Genomic DNA, 16,157 nt, shown 5'->3' with positions numbered 1-16,157 from the left:
GAAATAAGCGAGGTTTAGTTTTATGCGACAGGGGATTTTGGAGCTGCTCAGGGGAGCAGGTGACCGTTATCTCTCCGGTGAGGATATTGCCGAGAAGCTGGGTGTATCCCGCACAGCCGTATGGAAGCATATAAATGAGCTGAAGTCGGCGGGTTACAATATTGAAAGTCAGGCCAGAAACGGCTACAGACTGGTGGGGGCCCCTGACAGGCTGTTGCCTGAGGTTATCAGCCATGGTCTGGGGAACAAAATTATTGCCACAAATATTGTGGCCTTTGAGGAAATTTCCTCCACCAATACAGAGGCCAAACGCCTGGCGGCCCAAGGTTCTCCTGATGGCACCATAGTGGTGGCGGAAAGCCAAAATACCGGAAAGGGGCGGCTGGACCGTAGTTTTTTCTGTCCCAAGGGGGGGATTTGGTTTTCAGTCATATTAAAGCCGGATTTTCTGCCCCAGGAGGCACCAAAATGCACCTTGATGGCGGCCGTGGCCATTGCCGAGGCAATGCAAAATGTGGGGCTGAAGGCTGGAATAAAATGGCCAAATGATATATTATATCAAGGTCGGAAGCTGGTGGGGATTCTCACGGAGATGAGCGCTGAAATTGACCGCATAAATTATGTGGTTATCGGCATGGGCATCAATGCCATTATTGCTGCCGAAACCTTCCCGAAGGATATTAAGGACAAGGCAGGATCCATGTCCATGTTTTTGGGAGAGTTTGACAGGGTAGCCTTTTTTCAGGAGGTGCTTCGCCGTTTGGAGGCACATTATCTTGAGGTAAGAAAAAATGGTTTTGGCGCTGTGCTGGACAGATGGCGCAGTCTCTCCGTAACCCTGGGTGAAAATATAAATGTTTTGGGTATTAATGAAACCTTTGCCGGAGAAGCAGTGGATATTGCCGAGGATGGTGCACTGCTGGTGCTGCCGGAGGGCAGCGATGAAATCCGCAAGGTGTATGCCGGTGATGTATCAATTCGCCCGAGAAAGTAAATAAATGTCCGAAAGTTTGGAGGCAAGTATGCTTTTAGTAATAGATATTGGCAACAGTAACGTGGTGTTGGGAACTTATGATGGCAAGAAGCTGTACCGCCATTGGCGCGTATCTACCGAACGCCAGAAAACCAGTGATGAATATGGTATGGAGATAAACAATCTCTTTTTGTATCACGGCATCAAGATGGAGGACATTACCGCTGTAATCATATCCTCTGTAGTGCCGCCATTGGTAGTGCCTATGGAGAAAATGTGCGAACGCTATTTTCATTTAAAGCCTCTTATCGTAGGTCCTGGTATAAAAACCGGTATTCGCCTGAAATATGAGAACCCACGTGATATTGGTGCTGACCGTATTGTAAATGTGGTGGGGGCCTATGAGCAGTATGGCGGTCCGCTTATAGTAATTGATATTGGTACTGCCACCACCTTTGACGTGGTGGATGAAAACGGCGATTTTTTGGGGGGCGTCATTTCCACCGGGCTTGGTACCTCAGCTGAGGGCCTGTTTCAAAAGGCGGCCAAGCTCCCAAGAATCGAGCTGGTTACCCCGAAAAATGTAATTTGCCGTAATACCATTACTGGCATGCAGGCGGGCATTATTTTCGGCTTTGTGGGGCAGATAGATGAAATTGTCCGCCGCATTAAGCAGGAGTACGGCAAGCCAATGAAGGTTATTGCCACCGGCGGTTATGCCAAAATGATTGCCAAGGAGTCCCAGACTATTGACGAAATCGACCATTTCCTCACACTTACAGGTCTGCGGGTTCTATATGAAAGGAATCAGTAATTAATGAAAATAGGAAACTTTGAATTCCCTATCCCTGTCTTTTTGGCTCCCATGGCTGGAGTTACGGATACCCCATACAGAATACTGGCCCGGGAAATGGGCTGTCCTCTGGTGTATTCGGAAATGGTCAGTGACAAGGGAATTAACTACCGCAATGAGCATACCCTGAAAATGCTTCATACCGAGGAGGCTGAGCGGCCTATGGCCATGCAGCTCTTTGGGGCGGAGCCTGACAGTGTGGCTCGGGCGGCTGAATACATAGAATCATTGGGCTGTGCCGATATACTGGACTTTAACATGGGCTGTCCTGCCCCTAAAATCGTGAAGAACCATGAGGGCTCAGCCATGATGCTGGATCCGGAGCGGGCCTATAAAGTTCTGAAAGCCCTTGTGGATACAGTAAGCATGCCAGTTACTGTAAAAATGCGTATTGGCTGGGATGAAAACCGCATTAACGTGCTGGAAATGGCCAAGCTGGCCGAGGAAGCAGGCGTTAAGGCGGTGGCAGTACATGGCCGTACCCGGGAGCAGTTCTATCGGGATCACGCCAACTGGAGAATTATCCGCAAGGTGAAGGAGCATTTGAATATTCCTGTCATTGCCAACGGGGATATCAGAACTGTGGATGATCTTATAAAGATTCGTGAAATAACTGGCTGTGAGGCCGTTATGGTAGGCAGGGCAGCCCAGGGCAACCCTTGGATTTTCCGCCAGCTAACCCAGTATTTAAAGACCGGGGAACGTCTCCCAGGTCCAACAATGGAGGAGCGTAAGGAAATAATCCTTCGCCATCTGGATATGCTGCTGGAATTCAAGGGAGATTACGTGGGCCCAAGGGAAATGCGCAAGCACGCCACCTGGTACACCAGAGGCATAAAGGGCAATGCGGAGCTGAGGGTTCTCTTCAACAAGGCCGAAACCCGCGACGATTTTTTACGTATTCTTGCCAAGATGAAGTGATTTGATTGATTACAGGTCCTGTGGGGAGGTACAATGGGGAACGCTCTCGCTCACTAGTTTGCGTAGTGGATACTAAGTTCATCCTGCGCCTCTGGCTTGGATTTACTAAGTACCAACGCAAAATACGTCCCCATGTGCACCTCCCCCACGAACCTTTCATGAATTATTGATATTATTTATTTGACGGTGGGCTGGTGACTAGAACATTTTGTACTGGTACGGCGTGAAAGTTATAGTCCACTGACCAAATGTTTTATTAGGAGGAACAAACATGGCTAAAGATAAGAAAAAAGACGAGAAGAAGACTCCTGTTTGGAATAAATACTCTGAAGTAGAAAAGAAGGCCCTCCACAAGCTGAACGAAGGCTACAAGAAATTCCTCAGCCAGTGCAAGACTGAGCGTGAAAGCGTGGTTGAGGCCGTAAAGCAGGCTGAAAAGGCTGGCTATAAGAATCTTGATGACATTATAAAGTCCGGCAAAAAGCTTTCTGCCGGTGACAAGGTTTATGCCACTTGCATGGGCAAGGCCATAGCCATGTTCAATATTGGCACGGAGTCCCTTGAGGATGGCATGGCCATTTTGGGGGCCCATATCGACACCTGCCGTCTAGACTTAAAGCAAAATCCCCTTTACGAATCCGAGGGGATGGCTTATTTTGATACTCATTATTACGGCGGCATCAAGAAATATCAGTGGGTAACACTGCCATTGGCACTTCACGGCGTGGTGGCACGGTTGGATGGCAGCGTGCAGGAAATCGTCATCGGCGAGGATGATGGGGATCCTGTATTCTGCGTAACAGACCTGCTTATCCACCTGTCCCAGGAGCAGATGGAAAAGAAGGCCAGCAAGGTGGTTACAGGTGAAAATCTGGATATTCTTATTGGCAGCTATCCATTAAAGGGAGAGGAAAAGGACGCTGTCAAGGCGGGTATCCTTAAGCTTTTAAAGGATAAGTACAATATTGAGGAAGACGATTTTATTTCCGCTGAACTGACCATGGTGCCTGCCGGAAAGGCAAGGGATCTGGGGCTGGACCGCAGCATGGTATTGGCCTATGGCCATGACGACAGAGTATGTGCTTACACATCTTTGGTGGCCATGCTGGAAACAAAGAAGGTTAAGCGTACATCATGCTGCTTGCTGGTGGACAAGGAGGAAATCGGTTCCGTGGGGGCCACCGGTATGCAGTCCCGCTTCTTTGAAAACACCGTGGCAGAGCTGCTCCATGCTTTGGGTGGCTACAATGCCATTTCACTGCGCCGCTGTCTGGCCAATTCATGGATGCTGTCCTCTGATGTAAGCTCTGCTTACGATTCCCTTTATGCCTCTGCCTTTGACAAGAAGAATGTGGCATATCCGGGGAAGGGCATGGTATTCAATAAATTTACAGGCCGTGGGGGCAAATCTGGCTCAAATGATGCCAGTGCAGAATATCTTGGCAGGATCCGGGCCATTATGAAAAAGCATAATGTTACCTTCCAGACTGCTGAGCTGGGCCGTGTGGATCTGGGGGGCGGCGGCACCATCGCTTATATTATGGCTCTCTATGGCATGAATGTAATTGACAGTGGTGTGGCTGTTCTCAGTATGCATGCTCCTTGGGAGGCAGTAAGCAAGGTAGATGTATACGAAACCATGAAGGGTTACAAGGCTTTTTTGCAGGAAATCTAAACAATTATTCCAGGTGAATGGTATATGAAAATGAAATTAATATTTTTGTTGGTTGTGTGCTTGATAGTGCTATCACAGCTTCCCATAAATGCCCATGCGGACAGGGGCAACAGCAAGGCTATTCCAATGCGTGGTGTGGTGGAGGGCTTTTACGGGGAACCCTGGACCCATGAGCACCGTCTGGACATGCTTAAATTTATGGCCTCGAAAAAGCTTAATGCCTATATTTATGCCCCAAAGGATGATGAGTATCACCGCAAGTATTGGCGGCAGCCATATCCTGAGGATAAATACAGGGAGCTTCAGGAGCTGACCCAAAAGGCCAAAAAACTGAAAATTGATGTGATTTTTGCCGTTTCTCCTGGTAATGATATTGCCTTTTCTGGCCAGGATATGTATGAAGACCGTTATGCCATGATTAACAAGATGCAGGCTATGTATGATATTGGTATCAGACACTTTGCCCTGTTTTTTGATGACATTCCAACCAAGGATGCCCATGGCCAGGCGGAATTCGTTAACTGGGTAAATGATAACTTCATAAAGGTCCGTCCCGACTGCAGTAATCTGATTCTGGTACCTACGGAATATTATCTTCGTGATATGACCAAGGGGGGCTATGTGTCCGACTATACCAGGATTCTGGCTGATGAGCTGGACAAGGATGTACTGGTGCTTTACACCGGTGAAGAGGTTTGCCCTGACGGCCTTACGGAGAATACTATCCAACAGACCAACAGAATTTACAGAAAGCCAATGGGAATCTGGTGGAATTATCCTGTGACAGATTACCAGAAGGAAAAGCTGGCCCTGGGCCCTTTGGACAAAATGGATAAGGCCATGGATGCCAAGGATGTTCCTGCGTTTTTCATAAATCCTATGGAAAAGGCGGAGCTTTCCAAAATTGCCATTGCCACCGGGGCTGATTTTGCCAAAAATCCGGGCAAATATAATGAGGGAAAATCCTGGGACTTGGCCCTTGAGGATTTGTTTGGCGATTTGTACGAGCCCATGAGAATTTTTGCCAGTCACTCCCAGCGTCTGGAAAATAAATGGGCCCATATTGGCCGTCCCGATGCTATTAATTTACAGGTGCTGTACAAGAACCTTTGGGGAACAGTAAATGGTAGGGATACTATTCCAAAAAGAAAGACCATGGATGACCTAAAAAAGGACAACCGTAAGCGGGAAAAGGCCCTGGCAAAGCTCCATGCCAAGCTGCCAAAGAAGTACCTTAGCGAATGCCAGCTTCAGCTGGAACAGCTCCAGACCCTTACTGAGGCTGAAAAATACGCTTTAATGATATTGGATCAAAAACCATCTGAATATAAAAAGCCGGAATTGTATCAAAAATTCAAGGAGGCAAAAGCCAAATATACACAATATGAAGCCTATGCCAAAATTTCCAACGAAGCTGTGTGGAAGTTTGTAAGGGATTTTGATGCTTGGTATATGACCAGTGTAGGTGATGACAGTAATGCTGACTGATGTTCTCATAAAACGCTTTGTAAAAAACAGTGACCAGATAAATGATACCAATGTGCGAACCAGCTACGGTTATCTAAGCGGTGGCGTAGGCATAATGGTTAATGTTATCCTGTGCCTTATCAAGCTGTTTATCGGTTTTGCTTCCGGCTCCATAGCCATTATCGGTGATGCTATTCACAATTTGGCCGATGCGGGAGCTTCTGTTATAACTATTTTAGGGTATCGCATGTCTGCCAAGCCGGCGGATCCGGAGCATCCCTTTGGCCATGGCCGCATAGAATACATTGCGGGGCTCATCATAGCAGGCGCTATTTTGGTTATTGGCATTGAGCTGCTCCATTCCTCCGTGGAAAAGGTGCTTAATCCGGAGCCAATGGATACCTCTGTCACCGTCATTGTGATTTTGGCCTTGTCCCTTATGCTTCAGCTGTGGCTGGGGCTGTTTAACCGCGGACTGGGAAAGCGGATAGATTCCCCTGCCATGCTGGCAGCGGCCACCGACAGCCTCAGCGATTGTGTGGCCACCTTTGTGGTTATAATCTGTCTCATTGTGGATCTCACCACGGGGCATGATTTTGATGGCATGGCTGGTATTGTGGTGGCGCTCTTTATTATCCACAGTGGTTGGGGGGCAGCCCGTGACACACTGCAGCCACTGTTGGGTGAGCCGCCTGATCCTGAATTTGTCAGGGCCATCACCCGTCGTACATTGGAAGAGAAGCAGATATTGGGTGTCCATGATGTTATCGTTCATAACTATGGGCCGGGAAGAATTTTCGTATCCCTTCATGCTGAAGTGCCTTCGGATATGAGCCTCATGGAAGCCCATAACATAATAGACAGTCTTGAGGAATCCATCAGGGAGGAATTCAAGGTTTCCATGACCGTTCATGTGGACCCTATGGTGATTGGGGACCCAATGCAGAATGAAATCAAGGAAAAGCTCTATCATATTGTGGCCTGTGTGGACCCTCTGATTACTTTCCACGATTTCCGTCTCACCTCCTCGGGAAGAATCCTCTTTGATCTGGCTGTGCCATATAGCTGTAAATTCACTGACGAGCGGATTATTGAAATGGTGGAGGAAGATATAAAAAAGGATTACCCAGATAATGAGGTAACTATTCAGGTTGACAGATTGTGATAAATTATTAATTGAAATGGAAAAATGTGTAATTATATGTTGACACTTTTTACCATAAGTGCTAGTATCATATTCGTAAGATGAATTAAATAATGATTGGAACAGGTGCCGAAAGGCCTAATAGAGAAGCTGGTCAAATGCCAGCACGGTCCCGCCACTGTATCAGGGAGCGATTCACATTTATGTCACTGGATTATATCTGGGAAGGCGTGAGGAGCTATGAACTGGAGTCAGGAGAACTGCCTGTTTAACAATCACCGTTTGACCTGCGAGTGATGGGGATGGGGATTTAGCAACGTAGATTGTTTAAATCCTGGCTAAGTGTCAGGATTTTTTATTTGTATTGCCAAAACCTTTCGCTTTCAGGTCACTGAATAAGTCGAAAGGTTTTTTCTTGTGGTTTCAGCGCTGCAAGGAAAAGCATTGCTCATACATTTCATTTCATTCATTGGTTGCCTGGTGCAACACTAGCTTTCGGATAGGTGGAGCTGTCCGAAAGCTATCTTTCTTTTCACCTGGGTTAATTGAAAAAATGTAAATAATTGTTTGAACAAAAGTTTAAAAGCATAATGTTGATAACTTATAGTTATAATTAAGGCCAAAACATGAAAAAAATATATAATTTGCAAAAAATTAATACCTACTGTTAAGTTTATCTTGACAATTATCTTTCAGACTGTTTTAATATAGAAGCTGACTCTAAAACGAGGAGTCGCTAACAACAATTATCTAACAATTTTAGGAGGAGATTTTGTAATGGACACAGCAATAATTCTTATTGCGCTTATCGGTCTTATGTACATGGCATATCGTGGTGCTTCAGTAATTCTGGTTGCTCCCCTTTTTGCCGTAGTTGCTGCACTTGGAAGTGAACATGCTGTTTTACCAATCTTCAGTGAGCTCTATATGACAAAGGCTGCTGAATATGTTAAGAACTACTATCCAATCTTTCTGTTTGGTGCTGTTTTCGCCCGTCTTATGGAAAAGGGCGGCATGGCAGCATCCGTTGCAGGCAAGATTATTGAGATTTTAGGTGTAAAGCGTGCGGTATTGGCAGTACTTTTGGGCTGCGGTGCCCTGACCTATGGTGGTCTTTCTGTATTCGTAGTTGCATTCGTTATGTATCCTTTCGGTGCCGTAGTATTTAAGCAGGCTGATATTCCAAAGCGTCTGTTACCTGCCGCATTGTGGATGGGTATCTTCTCCTTTGCAATGGTTGCTTTACCTGGTACTCCGCAGATTCAGAACATTATTCCTTCTTCCTACTTCGGTACCTCCACATGGTCCGGCGTGGGCATTGGTTTGTTCGCATCCCTGGTATTCCTTCTCATGGGCTGGGGCTGGATTTCCTTCCGTGCAAAGCGCCTTAAGGCCAATGGCGAGGGCTATGGACGTCACATCGAATTTGGTCAGAGACGCCACAAGCTTCCAAATCCAAACTGGAAGGTTTCCTGTATTCCTCTTTTGATGGTTATTGTCCTCAATGTTATTCTTTCCAACCCATTTGGTTGGGAGTGGGGCTTCCATTGGGATCAGAATTCACTGGAGTCCCTGGGTGGACTTAAGCTGTCCCTCCTGGCTCAGTCTGTAGCCAAGATTTCCGCTGGTTGGTCTATCAGTATTTCCCTGATCCTCAGCTCCATCGTGGCAGCCTTTATTGCCCGTCGTCACCTTCGCCTTCAGGATGGTATGCTTCCTACTATTAATGGTTCCGCAGTATCCTCCTGTAGTGCTGTACTGAACGTTGCTTCCGGCTATGCTTTTGGTTGCGTAGTTGTAAGCCTTGGCGGTTTCGCTGTTATCAAGGATTTCCTTTTGAATCTTGACTTCGGTGGCGGTCCACTGTTCTCCGCAGTGCTTACCACCAACGTAATGTGCGGTATCACTGGTTCCGCATCCTCCGGTCTCACCATTGCCCTCTCCATGCTGGGTGAACAGTGGGCACAGATGGCCACTGCTGCCGGTATTCCTCTTGAGGCTCTCCATCGTATTGTGGCAGTTGCTTCCATCGGTATTGACCCTGTTCCTCATGCAGGTGCGCTCGTTACCCTGCTGGCAATCTGCGGTCTCAGCCACAAGGAATCCTATGCTGATATTATTGTACTGATGGGTATGAAGTTCCTTGTACCTTTCCTCTGTATCTTGTTCTACATGATTACAGGTATTGCTTAATAGATAAAATTGCATTATACTATCATTAGTCGAATATATGGAACAGGTGCCAAGGCCTAATCATTAGGCTGGCCTAACATGAGAAACCGGTTAAAAGCCGGTACGGTCCCGCCACTGTATCAGGGAGTTGGGTGTTACGATGTCACTGGATTATTCCGGGAAGGCGACACCATGATGATGATCTGGAGTCAGGAGAACTGCCTGTTGAACAATCACCGTTATTACCTGCGAGAGATAGGAAGGGGATTATTTACAGGTTTTTCATGAATTTGTAAGTATAAAGCTCTTTCGCGAGTATTCGCGGAAGGGCTTTTTATATTTAAAAAATTTTATTTTAAAAGAGAGGTAATTAAAACATGAAGAATTTAAAGAAAATGGTTGCATGCTCCCTGGCTTGTGCCGCACTGTTCGCTGTTAATGTAAACAGCTCTGAGGCTTCCTATGCACTGAACCCAGAGGTTACCACAGCTACCACTGCCCTGAAGAACGCTTCCCAGATTGGCGTTATGGTGAACGAGAATAAGGCATTGGCTAACAAGGCCAACAAGGATGCTATCGTTGTAATGAGCTTCGGTACCACCTACAAGGACAACCGTGACAAGACTATTACCCAGACTGTTGCTGATATTCAGGCAGCTCATCCTGGTGTAAAGGTTGTTACTGCGTTCACTTCCCATATTATCATTGACCGCATCAAGGCCAATGAGGGTATTACCTATCCAACTCCTGAGGAGGCTCTGGAGCAGCTGAAGAAGGAAGGCTACACCCGCGTAGCTCTCACTACTTTGGATGTAATTCCTGGTATGGAGTATTCCTATGATGTGGCTGTATTCCATCAGTACAAGAACGACTTCAAGAAGATGACCATGGGTACTTCTCTCATGTATTGGATGGGCCAGGAGGAGCAGCGTGACGATATTATGGAAACCATGAACGCTTATGCTACCCAGTTCCCTAAGACCGGCAAGGAGGATGCCGTTCTGATTCTGGAGCATGGTACTCCACATCCTGCAAATGCTTATTACACTGTAATGCAGAATCGTCTGAATCAGCTTGGCTATGACAATGCTTACATCTACACTGTAGAGGGCTGGCCTTCTTTGGAGACTATTATTCCTCAGCTGAAGGAAAAGGGCATCAAGAATGTAACCCTCATGCCTATGATGATGGTTGCCGGTGACCATGCCAACAACGATATGGCTGGTGATGAGGAAGATTCCCACAAGTCCATTCTGAAGGCTGAAGGCTTCAACGTTGATACCTATATCCACGGTCTTGGCGAGAACAAGGCAATCCGTGAGATTTATGTTGAAAGAGCAAATGAAGCTTGGGATGCTTTGCTGGCTAAATAATTTATTTAGTTAAATAGCTAATTAAATACTCATGAATGACGCAGTACCCCCTTGGTTGTGATATACTAAGGGGGTAATGTTTTTGCCCGAATTAATGTAAGGAGGATTTTTTGTGGATTCAATAATGACCGGAATAGAGTTTTTTCATAAGGGTGGTCCGGTAATGTATTTGCTGCTTTTGTGTTCCATATTTGTGGTGGCCATTGCCATAGAACGCAGCATGTACTTTAATGCCAAGGATCCTGGCCGCAGCTTTGCCCGTAATTTTGCTGATATGCTTAGTCAGGGGGATTGGGAAGGTGCGGCTTCTATGGCAGGCTCCACAAAAGGAATTATTCCTTCACTTTTATCCAAGGGTATGGCCTTCAGTGGCAATGAAAATGTGCCTCTTACTACATTTTTTGAGGTCCAGTCCGGTATAGCCCTTACCCGGTTCCGTAAGCGCCTATATTATCTGAATGTAATTGTTACCATGGCACCACTCCTTGGACTTTTGGGTACTATCAGCGGTATGATTTCAGCCTTTAGTGTGTTTAATATTGAATCAGGACAGGCGGTGGCCATTACCGGCGGTGTTGGTGAGGCCCTTATCGCTACCGCCATGGGCCTTTGTACGGCTATTATTGCACTGGGGGTTCATGCCTATTTTACCCAGCGCATTGACAGCATCATTTCCGACATGGAACAGTGCTTCTCTTTGGTGGAGGGCATGGCAGAGGAGCGTGATTGATTATGCGCATCCGCGATCGTCATGATTTTCATAAGCCGGAGGTCATGATTATTCCAATGATAGATATCATGTTTTTCCTCTTGGTATTCTTCATGCTCAGCACCCTTTACATGGTTAATTTAAAGACAGTTCCCGTCAATATGCCCAAGGCCCAAAGTGCGGAAACCCAGATGAGCGTAAATTATCTTGTAACCATGAAAAGCGACGGTTCCCTGTGGCTGGAGGATAAGCTCATTGGGGAAAAGGAGCTTATAGCCAAGGCCAAGGCGGAAAATGCCAAAAATCCGCGGTTTGCAGTGGTGGTAAGAGCTGATCAGAATCTTGATTATGGTATGGTCATTGGCCTTTTGGATAAGTTTAAGGCCGCAGGCATAACAAAGTTCGGCCTGGCGGCGGAGTCCGGAGGTAAATAAGATGGCCCCGGACAAAAATGATTCAGATAAGAGACGTGAATATAGGGCTTGGATGGGGTCTTTGCTTGTTCACTTGGTTATATTTGTCCTTGTATGCTTTACGGGCCTCTTTGTGGTTGTATCACCCCACGGGGAGCAGCCCGTGGATGTAAGTCTTTATGATGCTGATGCTGGTGCTGGTGGAGGTCATAACGCTGGGGGAGCCCAGGCTCCTGCAGAGGCAGCCCCTGCTTCTGCGGCACCTTCCATTGAAGATGTTGTGCTGGACAAAAATAAGGAAGAACTCCTGCCAAAGATAGAGGAGTCCTTCACCAGGGAACCGGAAAAACAGGAGATGTTCAAGAAAGAGCATAATGCTCCTGTGGCTCCGACGGCAGTTACATATCCCACTGGTAACGTAAATGGCAATGGAGAAAGTATTTCTGCCAATAGTGGTAGTGGCAGTAGTAATGCTGGAAACGGCTTTGGCAGTGGTCCGTCGGGGAATGGTAACGGCGGCAGCGGCAATGGTAATGGGGATGGGCCTGGTAACGGCGATGGGGACGGCAAGCGTCCTGCCATAGCCCCAGTCCTTATAGAAGCCCCGGAACCGGTTTATCCTGAAAGCCTTCGCCAACGTAATGTTAAGGGACAGGTCATAGTCCGCATTGTGGTGGGAACTGATGGCAGTGTAATGAGTGCTGATATTGAGTCCTCCTCGGGCTACGGCGAAATGGACCAGTCTGCCCTTAATGCAGCGTGGGGATACCGCTATACTGTTGCCTATAACGAATACGGCCAGGCTGTATCTTTTCAGAAGCGAATAAGGATTACTTTTAAATTACGTTAAACAGAATTTGCGGCGGATAATAATTAATATATATTTTTACGGAGTACCCATTTATGATAAAAATTCAAGGTCTGATAAAGGAATTTCAAGTTAAGAATAAAGAGAAAAAAACTGTTACCAAGCGGGCGGTGGATAATCTTTCCCTTAATGTAAGGCCAGGGGAAATATTTGGTATTCTGGGGCCAAACGGTGCCGGAAAAACCACCACTATTCGTATGCTTACCATGGAAACCAAGCCTACCCTTGGAGAGATTTATTATAATGGGGAATCTATAACCCAAAATCCTTTGGAAATAAAGAAACTCATTGGTGTGGTGCCCCAGCATATTAATTTTGATAATGATCTGACTGTGGGGGAAAATATGGAGCTTCACGGCCGCCTTCATCACATGAGCTCTGAAAAGCGCAAACAGCGCATTCAGGAAATGCTGGAATTTGTGGAGCTGGGGGATACCATTAATCGTATGCCCCGTTCTCTTTCCGGAGGTATGAAGCGCCGTCTTCTTATTGCACGTTCCCTTATCCATGAGCCTAAGATTCTGTTTATGGATGAGCCTACTGTGGCTTTGGATCCCCAGGTGCGCCGTCGTATCTGGGATCTTATAAGGTCTTTGGCGGCCAAGGGAACCACGGTTGTTATTACCACCCACTACATTGAGGAGGCGGAGGCCCTCTGTAATCGGGTGGCCATAGTAAATAAGGGCAAGCTCATTGCCATCGATACCCCTGAGGCTTTTTGCAACAGCCTTGGGAGGATTACAGTGGAATGGGATGATCAGGAGGGACATCAGTATCAGTTCTTTGAAAGCCGTCAGGAGGCGGCAGCCTTCGCAGGAACCCTTGAGCATGGTGCCCATATCAGAAGAACCAATCTGGAGGATGCCTTTATCGAGCTTACCGGCAGAAAGGAGGGGGTATAATGCTGCAGGATATTTGCACCGTTTTTTGGCGTGACTGGGTGGTGTTGAAACGCCGTCTGCCTAAATTTATCCTTAGCCGCATGGTGGCCCCTATGCTGTATCTGGTGGCCTTTGGCTGGGGGCTGGGAAGAAATATTCAGGTGGGCTCCGGCTCATATCTGGATTTTCTTGTGCCTGGTATTATGGCCCTTAATTCCATGAATATCAGCTACAACAGTCTTACTCCTCTTTGTACGGAGCGAATTTATCACAGAAGTATCGGGGAATATATTATTGCCCCTATGCACTTTAATGCCTTTATTATCGGCAAGATTTTGGCAGCTGTGCTGCGTGGGCTTATTTCTTCTGCAATTATTATGATTTTGGCCCTGGCCTTTGGGGCAAATCTCAATATTACCCCCTTGTTTGTGGGAATCCTCATATTAAACTGCATAATATTTGCGGAGGTGGGCTTTTTCGCCGCCATGAAAATGGACAGCTATGAGGAGCTGTCCCAGGTGAATACCTATGTGCTGTTGCCCATGTCCTTTTTGTGTGGTACATTTTTCAGTACACGTACCTTGCCGGAGGTTTTTCGCTGGTTCATCGATGTATTGCCACTGACCCATACCTCCTATCTTTTAAGAGGGATTTCCACCCAGAGCCCCGTGGCTTTGGAGTCAGTTGCGGTGTTGGCGGTTTATGCTATAATAGGTTTTATATTAGGCAACAAGGCCTTTCGCGATCAGTTAAAGTAAATTGTAGGCCTATTCAGTTAGCATTCTATATTCTGACTGAATGTAGAGTAGTTTTATGTGTTAAGGAATATTGGGAGATGTAGCTGGGGACGTATTTTGCGTCGGTACTTAGTGAATCCAAGCCTATGGGCGTAGGATGAACTTAGTATCCGTTACGCAAACTAGTGAGCGAGAGCGTTCCCCAGTACATCTCCCAATGATTCTGTATTATAAAGCAGGAAGAATAATATGCTGAAAAGATTATTTAGGCACACTAAAGGAGAGGGCAATGACTGCTCCAAGCTGTGCTGTACCAAAATCGAAAATTTCACAGTTAAAGTAGGTAAGCTGACTATATTTGAGGATGTGAATATTCACGTTCACTGCGGTCAGCTTACGGCTGTTATTGGACCAAATGGAGCGGGGAAAAGCACCCTTCTTAGGGCTATTTTAGGGGAGATTAGTCATACCGGAACCTTAAAATATGCCGATGCCAAGGGAAAGCGTACGGGAAAGCCGATTATTGGCTACGTTCCCCAATATCTTAAATTTGATGTCAGTGCCCCTATTACGGTGCTGGATCTGTTTTCTGCCTGCCGCTCCCGTCGTCCTATCTGGCTTTTGCCCTCCAACATTCGTAGTGAGGTGGAGGAAAGTCTGAAACGGGTTAAGGCGGCTGATCTCATTGATCGCCGTTTGGGGGCTCTTTCTGGTGGAGAGCTTCAGAGGGTGCTTTTGGCCTTAGCTCTAAATCCAATGCCGGACATTCTCCTTTTGGATGAGCCAGTATCTGGCGTGGACCAGAATGGTCTGGAAATCTTCTATAATATTTTGGAGGATTTGCAGAACAACGAGGATATGGCCATTATCCTCATATCCCACGATCTTAATATGGTGGCCCGTCACGCTGATCAGGTGGTGCTCATGAATAAGGGCGTGGTATGCTCCGGCACCCCGGAGGAGGTTTTCCGTGACAGCAGAACCCGAAAGATTTTTGGTATGCTTACAGAGGGCGGTGTCAATCACGGAGGTACTGGCTTTGTTTGGGTTGAGCATAAGAAGAAAAAGCATCAGCAGGGCTGTGGGTGCCCTGACTGTGCAGCAACTGAGGAGGATGGAGAATAATGGATTTTATTTACAGTATCCTCGGCTCTTTGCCATTTTCCTGGCTGGAATATGATTTTATGAAAAATGCCTTTTTGGCAGTTCTTCTGATAACCCCCTTGTTTGGCTTGCTCAGCACTATGGTGGTGTCAAACCGCATGGCCTTCTTTTCAGATTCTTTGGGACATGGTGCCTTTACGGGACTGGCCATTGGTGCCGTGGTGGGGATTATTTCACCTATGCAGTCACTGATACTGTTTTCCGTGACATTTGCCCTGCTTATCACATGGATTAAAAATAAAAGCTCAGCCTCCACAGATACCATTATCGGCGTTTTTTCCTCCACCGGTATTGCAGTGGGCCTTATGATGATGTCCTACGGCGGTGGCTTTAATAAGTTCAGCAATTACCTTGTTGGCGATGTTTTGAGTATTACCCACCAGGAGCTTGGCTCCCTGTTGCTGGTGCTGATTATGGTATTTGTCCTTTGGGGCATTATGTTCAATAAATTGCTGGTACTTAGCATCAACCAGTCCTTTGCCCGTAGTCGTGGTATTGATGTGATGCTTACTGAGGGCATTTTTGCCGCCATGGTGGCGGTGGTGGTGGCCATCAGCATTCAGTGGGTAGGTCTTTTGATTATTAATTCCCTGCTGGTGCTTCCTGCTGCTGCTGCCCGCAACGTGTCCAACAGCGTAAAGCAATATCACGCTGTATCCATCGGCAGTGCCATGATTTCCGGCATTTCGGGACTTATATTGGCATACCATTTCAATATGGCTGCGGGAGCCACTATTGTGGTAATATCTGCCTTGATTTTCTTTGTAACTTTACTGTTGAAGCCTCGCTTTGTGCGCTAGTCCAGGC

At 46.7% G+C, this 16,157-nt stretch carries 15 protein-coding genes and 2 riboswitches; all 15 genes read left to right on the top strand.

Features of this window, described 5'->3' with window-relative positions:
* The first annotated feature begins 22 nt into the window (after positions 1-22).
* The 15 genes from T525_RS0111915 (at position 23) to T525_RS0111840 (ending at position 16,150) form a co-directional block, all read left to right on the top strand.
* Positions 23-994: a biotin--[acetyl-CoA-carboxylase] ligase gene (locus tag T525_RS0111915; RefSeq protein WP_027407365.1), complete on the top strand. Its 972-nt coding sequence runs from the start codon at positions 23-25 to the stop codon at positions 992-994.
* Between the two features lie 28 nt (positions 995-1,022).
* Entirely contained in the window at positions 1,023-1,787 is a 765-nt protein-coding gene (locus T525_RS0111910) for a type III pantothenate kinase (protein ID WP_027397470.1), read from the top strand.
* 3 nt (positions 1,788-1,790) lie between these two features.
* Positions 1,791-2,747: a tRNA dihydrouridine synthase DusB gene (gene dusB / locus T525_RS0111905; RefSeq protein ID WP_027407364.1), complete on the top strand. Its 957-nt coding sequence runs from the start codon at positions 1,791-1,793 to the stop codon at positions 2,745-2,747.
* 271 nt (positions 2,748-3,018) lie between these two features.
* A complete protein-coding gene (locus T525_RS0111895; protein WP_027407363.1) occupies positions 3,019-4,422 on the top strand; it encodes an aminopeptidase in 1,404 nt (467 codons plus the stop codon).
* Between the two features lie 24 nt (positions 4,423-4,446).
* Positions 4,447-5,910, top strand: coding sequence for a protein O-GlcNAcase (locus T525_RS15120; protein ID WP_051533574.1), 1,464 nt, complete (start codon positions 4,447-4,449; stop codon positions 5,908-5,910).
* A complete protein-coding gene (locus tag T525_RS0111885) occupies positions 5,900-7,054 on the top strand; it encodes a cation diffusion facilitator family transporter (protein ID WP_198022693.1) in 1,155 nt (384 codons plus the stop codon). The genes T525_RS15120 and T525_RS0111885 overlap by 11 nt, the downstream gene beginning before the upstream one ends.
* Before the next feature lie 86 nt (positions 7,055-7,140).
* A riboswitch (cobalamin riboswitch) is annotated at positions 7,141-7,316 on the top strand.
* A gap of 494 nt (positions 7,317-7,810) precedes the next feature.
* On the top strand, positions 7,811-9,226 hold the full coding sequence (locus T525_RS0111880; protein ID WP_027407361.1) for a GntP family permease: 1,416 nt from the start codon (positions 7,811-7,813) through the stop codon (positions 9,224-9,226).
* A 27-nt stretch (positions 9,227-9,253) separates the two neighbouring features.
* Positions 9,254-9,446, top strand: a riboswitch (cobalamin riboswitch).
* 136 nt (positions 9,447-9,582) lie between these two features.
* Positions 9,583-10,578: a sirohydrochlorin cobaltochelatase gene (locus tag T525_RS0111875; protein ID WP_027407360.1), complete on the top strand. Its 996-nt coding sequence runs from the start codon at positions 9,583-9,585 to the stop codon at positions 10,576-10,578.
* A gap of 112 nt (positions 10,579-10,690) precedes the next feature.
* Entirely contained in the window at positions 10,691-11,308 is a 618-nt protein-coding gene (locus tag T525_RS0111870) for a MotA/TolQ/ExbB proton channel family protein (RefSeq protein WP_027407359.1), read from the top strand.
* Between the two features lie 2 nt (positions 11,309-11,310).
* Positions 11,311-11,721, top strand: a complete 411-nt coding sequence (locus tag T525_RS0111865; RefSeq protein WP_027407358.1) for a biopolymer transporter ExbD — start codon at positions 11,311-11,313, stop codon at positions 11,719-11,721.
* 1 nt (position 11,722) lies between these two features.
* Positions 11,723-12,550, top strand: a complete 828-nt coding sequence (locus T525_RS15725; RefSeq protein WP_051533573.1) for an energy transducer TonB — start codon at positions 11,723-11,725, stop codon at positions 12,548-12,550.
* A 53-nt stretch (positions 12,551-12,603) separates the two neighbouring features.
* Complete coding sequence (locus T525_RS0111855) at positions 12,604-13,470, top strand: ABC transporter ATP-binding protein (RefSeq protein ID WP_037325645.1); 867 nt, start codon at positions 12,604-12,606, stop codon at positions 13,468-13,470.
* Complete coding sequence (locus tag T525_RS0111850) at positions 13,470-14,207, top strand: ABC transporter permease (protein WP_027397479.1); 738 nt, start codon at positions 13,470-13,472, stop codon at positions 14,205-14,207. The genes T525_RS0111855 and T525_RS0111850 overlap by 1 nt, the downstream gene beginning before the upstream one ends.
* Positions 14,208-14,435: 228 nt before the next feature.
* A complete protein-coding gene (locus tag T525_RS15110; RefSeq protein ID WP_084277080.1) occupies positions 14,436-15,311 on the top strand; it encodes a metal ABC transporter ATP-binding protein in 876 nt (291 codons plus the stop codon).
* Positions 15,311-16,150 carry a metal ABC transporter permease gene (locus T525_RS0111840; protein ID WP_027407356.1) on the top strand — a complete coding sequence of 280 codons (840 nt, stop codon included), beginning with the start codon at positions 15,311-15,313 and terminating at the stop codon, positions 16,148-16,150. The genes T525_RS15110 and T525_RS0111840 overlap by 1 nt, the downstream gene beginning before the upstream one ends.
* Positions 16,151-16,157: the final 7 nt, after the last annotated feature.

It is taken from the genome of Anaerovibrio sp. RM50 (assembly GCF_000622005.1).
Classification (GTDB): Bacteria; Bacillota; Negativicutes; order Selenomonadales; family Selenomonadaceae; genus Anaerovibrio.
The sequence above is the reverse complement of the archived record's forward strand: the minus strand, read 5'-3'. Positions and strand labels throughout refer to the sequence as shown.

Bases quoted from the DNA above. Each gene is read 5' to 3' on its own strand.
- T525_RS0111915 (WP_027407365.1), top strand. From the start codon at position 23: ATGCGACAGGGGATTTTGGAGCTGCTCAGGGGAGCAGGTGACCGTTAT.
- T525_RS0111910 (WP_027397470.1), top strand. From the start codon at position 1,023: ATGCTTTTAGTAATAGATATTGGCAACAGTAACGTGGTGTTGGGAACT.
- dusB (WP_027407364.1), top strand. From the start codon at position 1,791: ATGAAAATAGGAAACTTTGAATTCCCTATCCCTGTCTTTTTGGCTCCC.
- T525_RS0111895 (WP_027407363.1), top strand. From the start codon at position 3,019: ATGGCTAAAGATAAGAAAAAAGACGAGAAGAAGACTCCTGTTTGGAAT.
- T525_RS15120 (WP_051533574.1), top strand. From the start codon at position 4,447: ATGAAAATGAAATTAATATTTTTGTTGGTTGTGTGCTTGATAGTGCTA.
- T525_RS0111885 (WP_198022693.1), top strand. From the start codon at position 5,900: ATGCTGACTGATGTTCTCATAAAACGCTTTGTAAAAAACAGTGACCAG.
- T525_RS0111880 (WP_027407361.1), top strand. From the start codon at position 7,811: ATGGACACAGCAATAATTCTTATTGCGCTTATCGGTCTTATGTACATG.
- T525_RS0111875 (WP_027407360.1), top strand. From the start codon at position 9,583: ATGAAGAATTTAAAGAAAATGGTTGCATGCTCCCTGGCTTGTGCCGCA.
- T525_RS0111865 (WP_027407358.1), top strand. From the start codon at position 11,311: ATGCGCATCCGCGATCGTCATGATTTTCATAAGCCGGAGGTCATGATT.
- T525_RS15725 (WP_051533573.1), top strand. From the start codon at position 11,723: ATGGCCCCGGACAAAAATGATTCAGATAAGAGACGTGAATATAGGGCT.
- T525_RS0111855 (WP_037325645.1), top strand. From the start codon at position 12,604: ATGATAAAAATTCAAGGTCTGATAAAGGAATTTCAAGTTAAGAATAAA.
- T525_RS0111850 (WP_027397479.1), top strand. From the start codon at position 13,470: ATGCTGCAGGATATTTGCACCGTTTTTTGGCGTGACTGGGTGGTGTTG.
- T525_RS15110 (WP_084277080.1), top strand. From the start codon at position 14,436: ATGCTGAAAAGATTATTTAGGCACACTAAAGGAGAGGGCAATGACTGC.
- T525_RS0111840 (WP_027407356.1), top strand. From the start codon at position 15,311: ATGGATTTTATTTACAGTATCCTCGGCTCTTTGCCATTTTCCTGGCTG.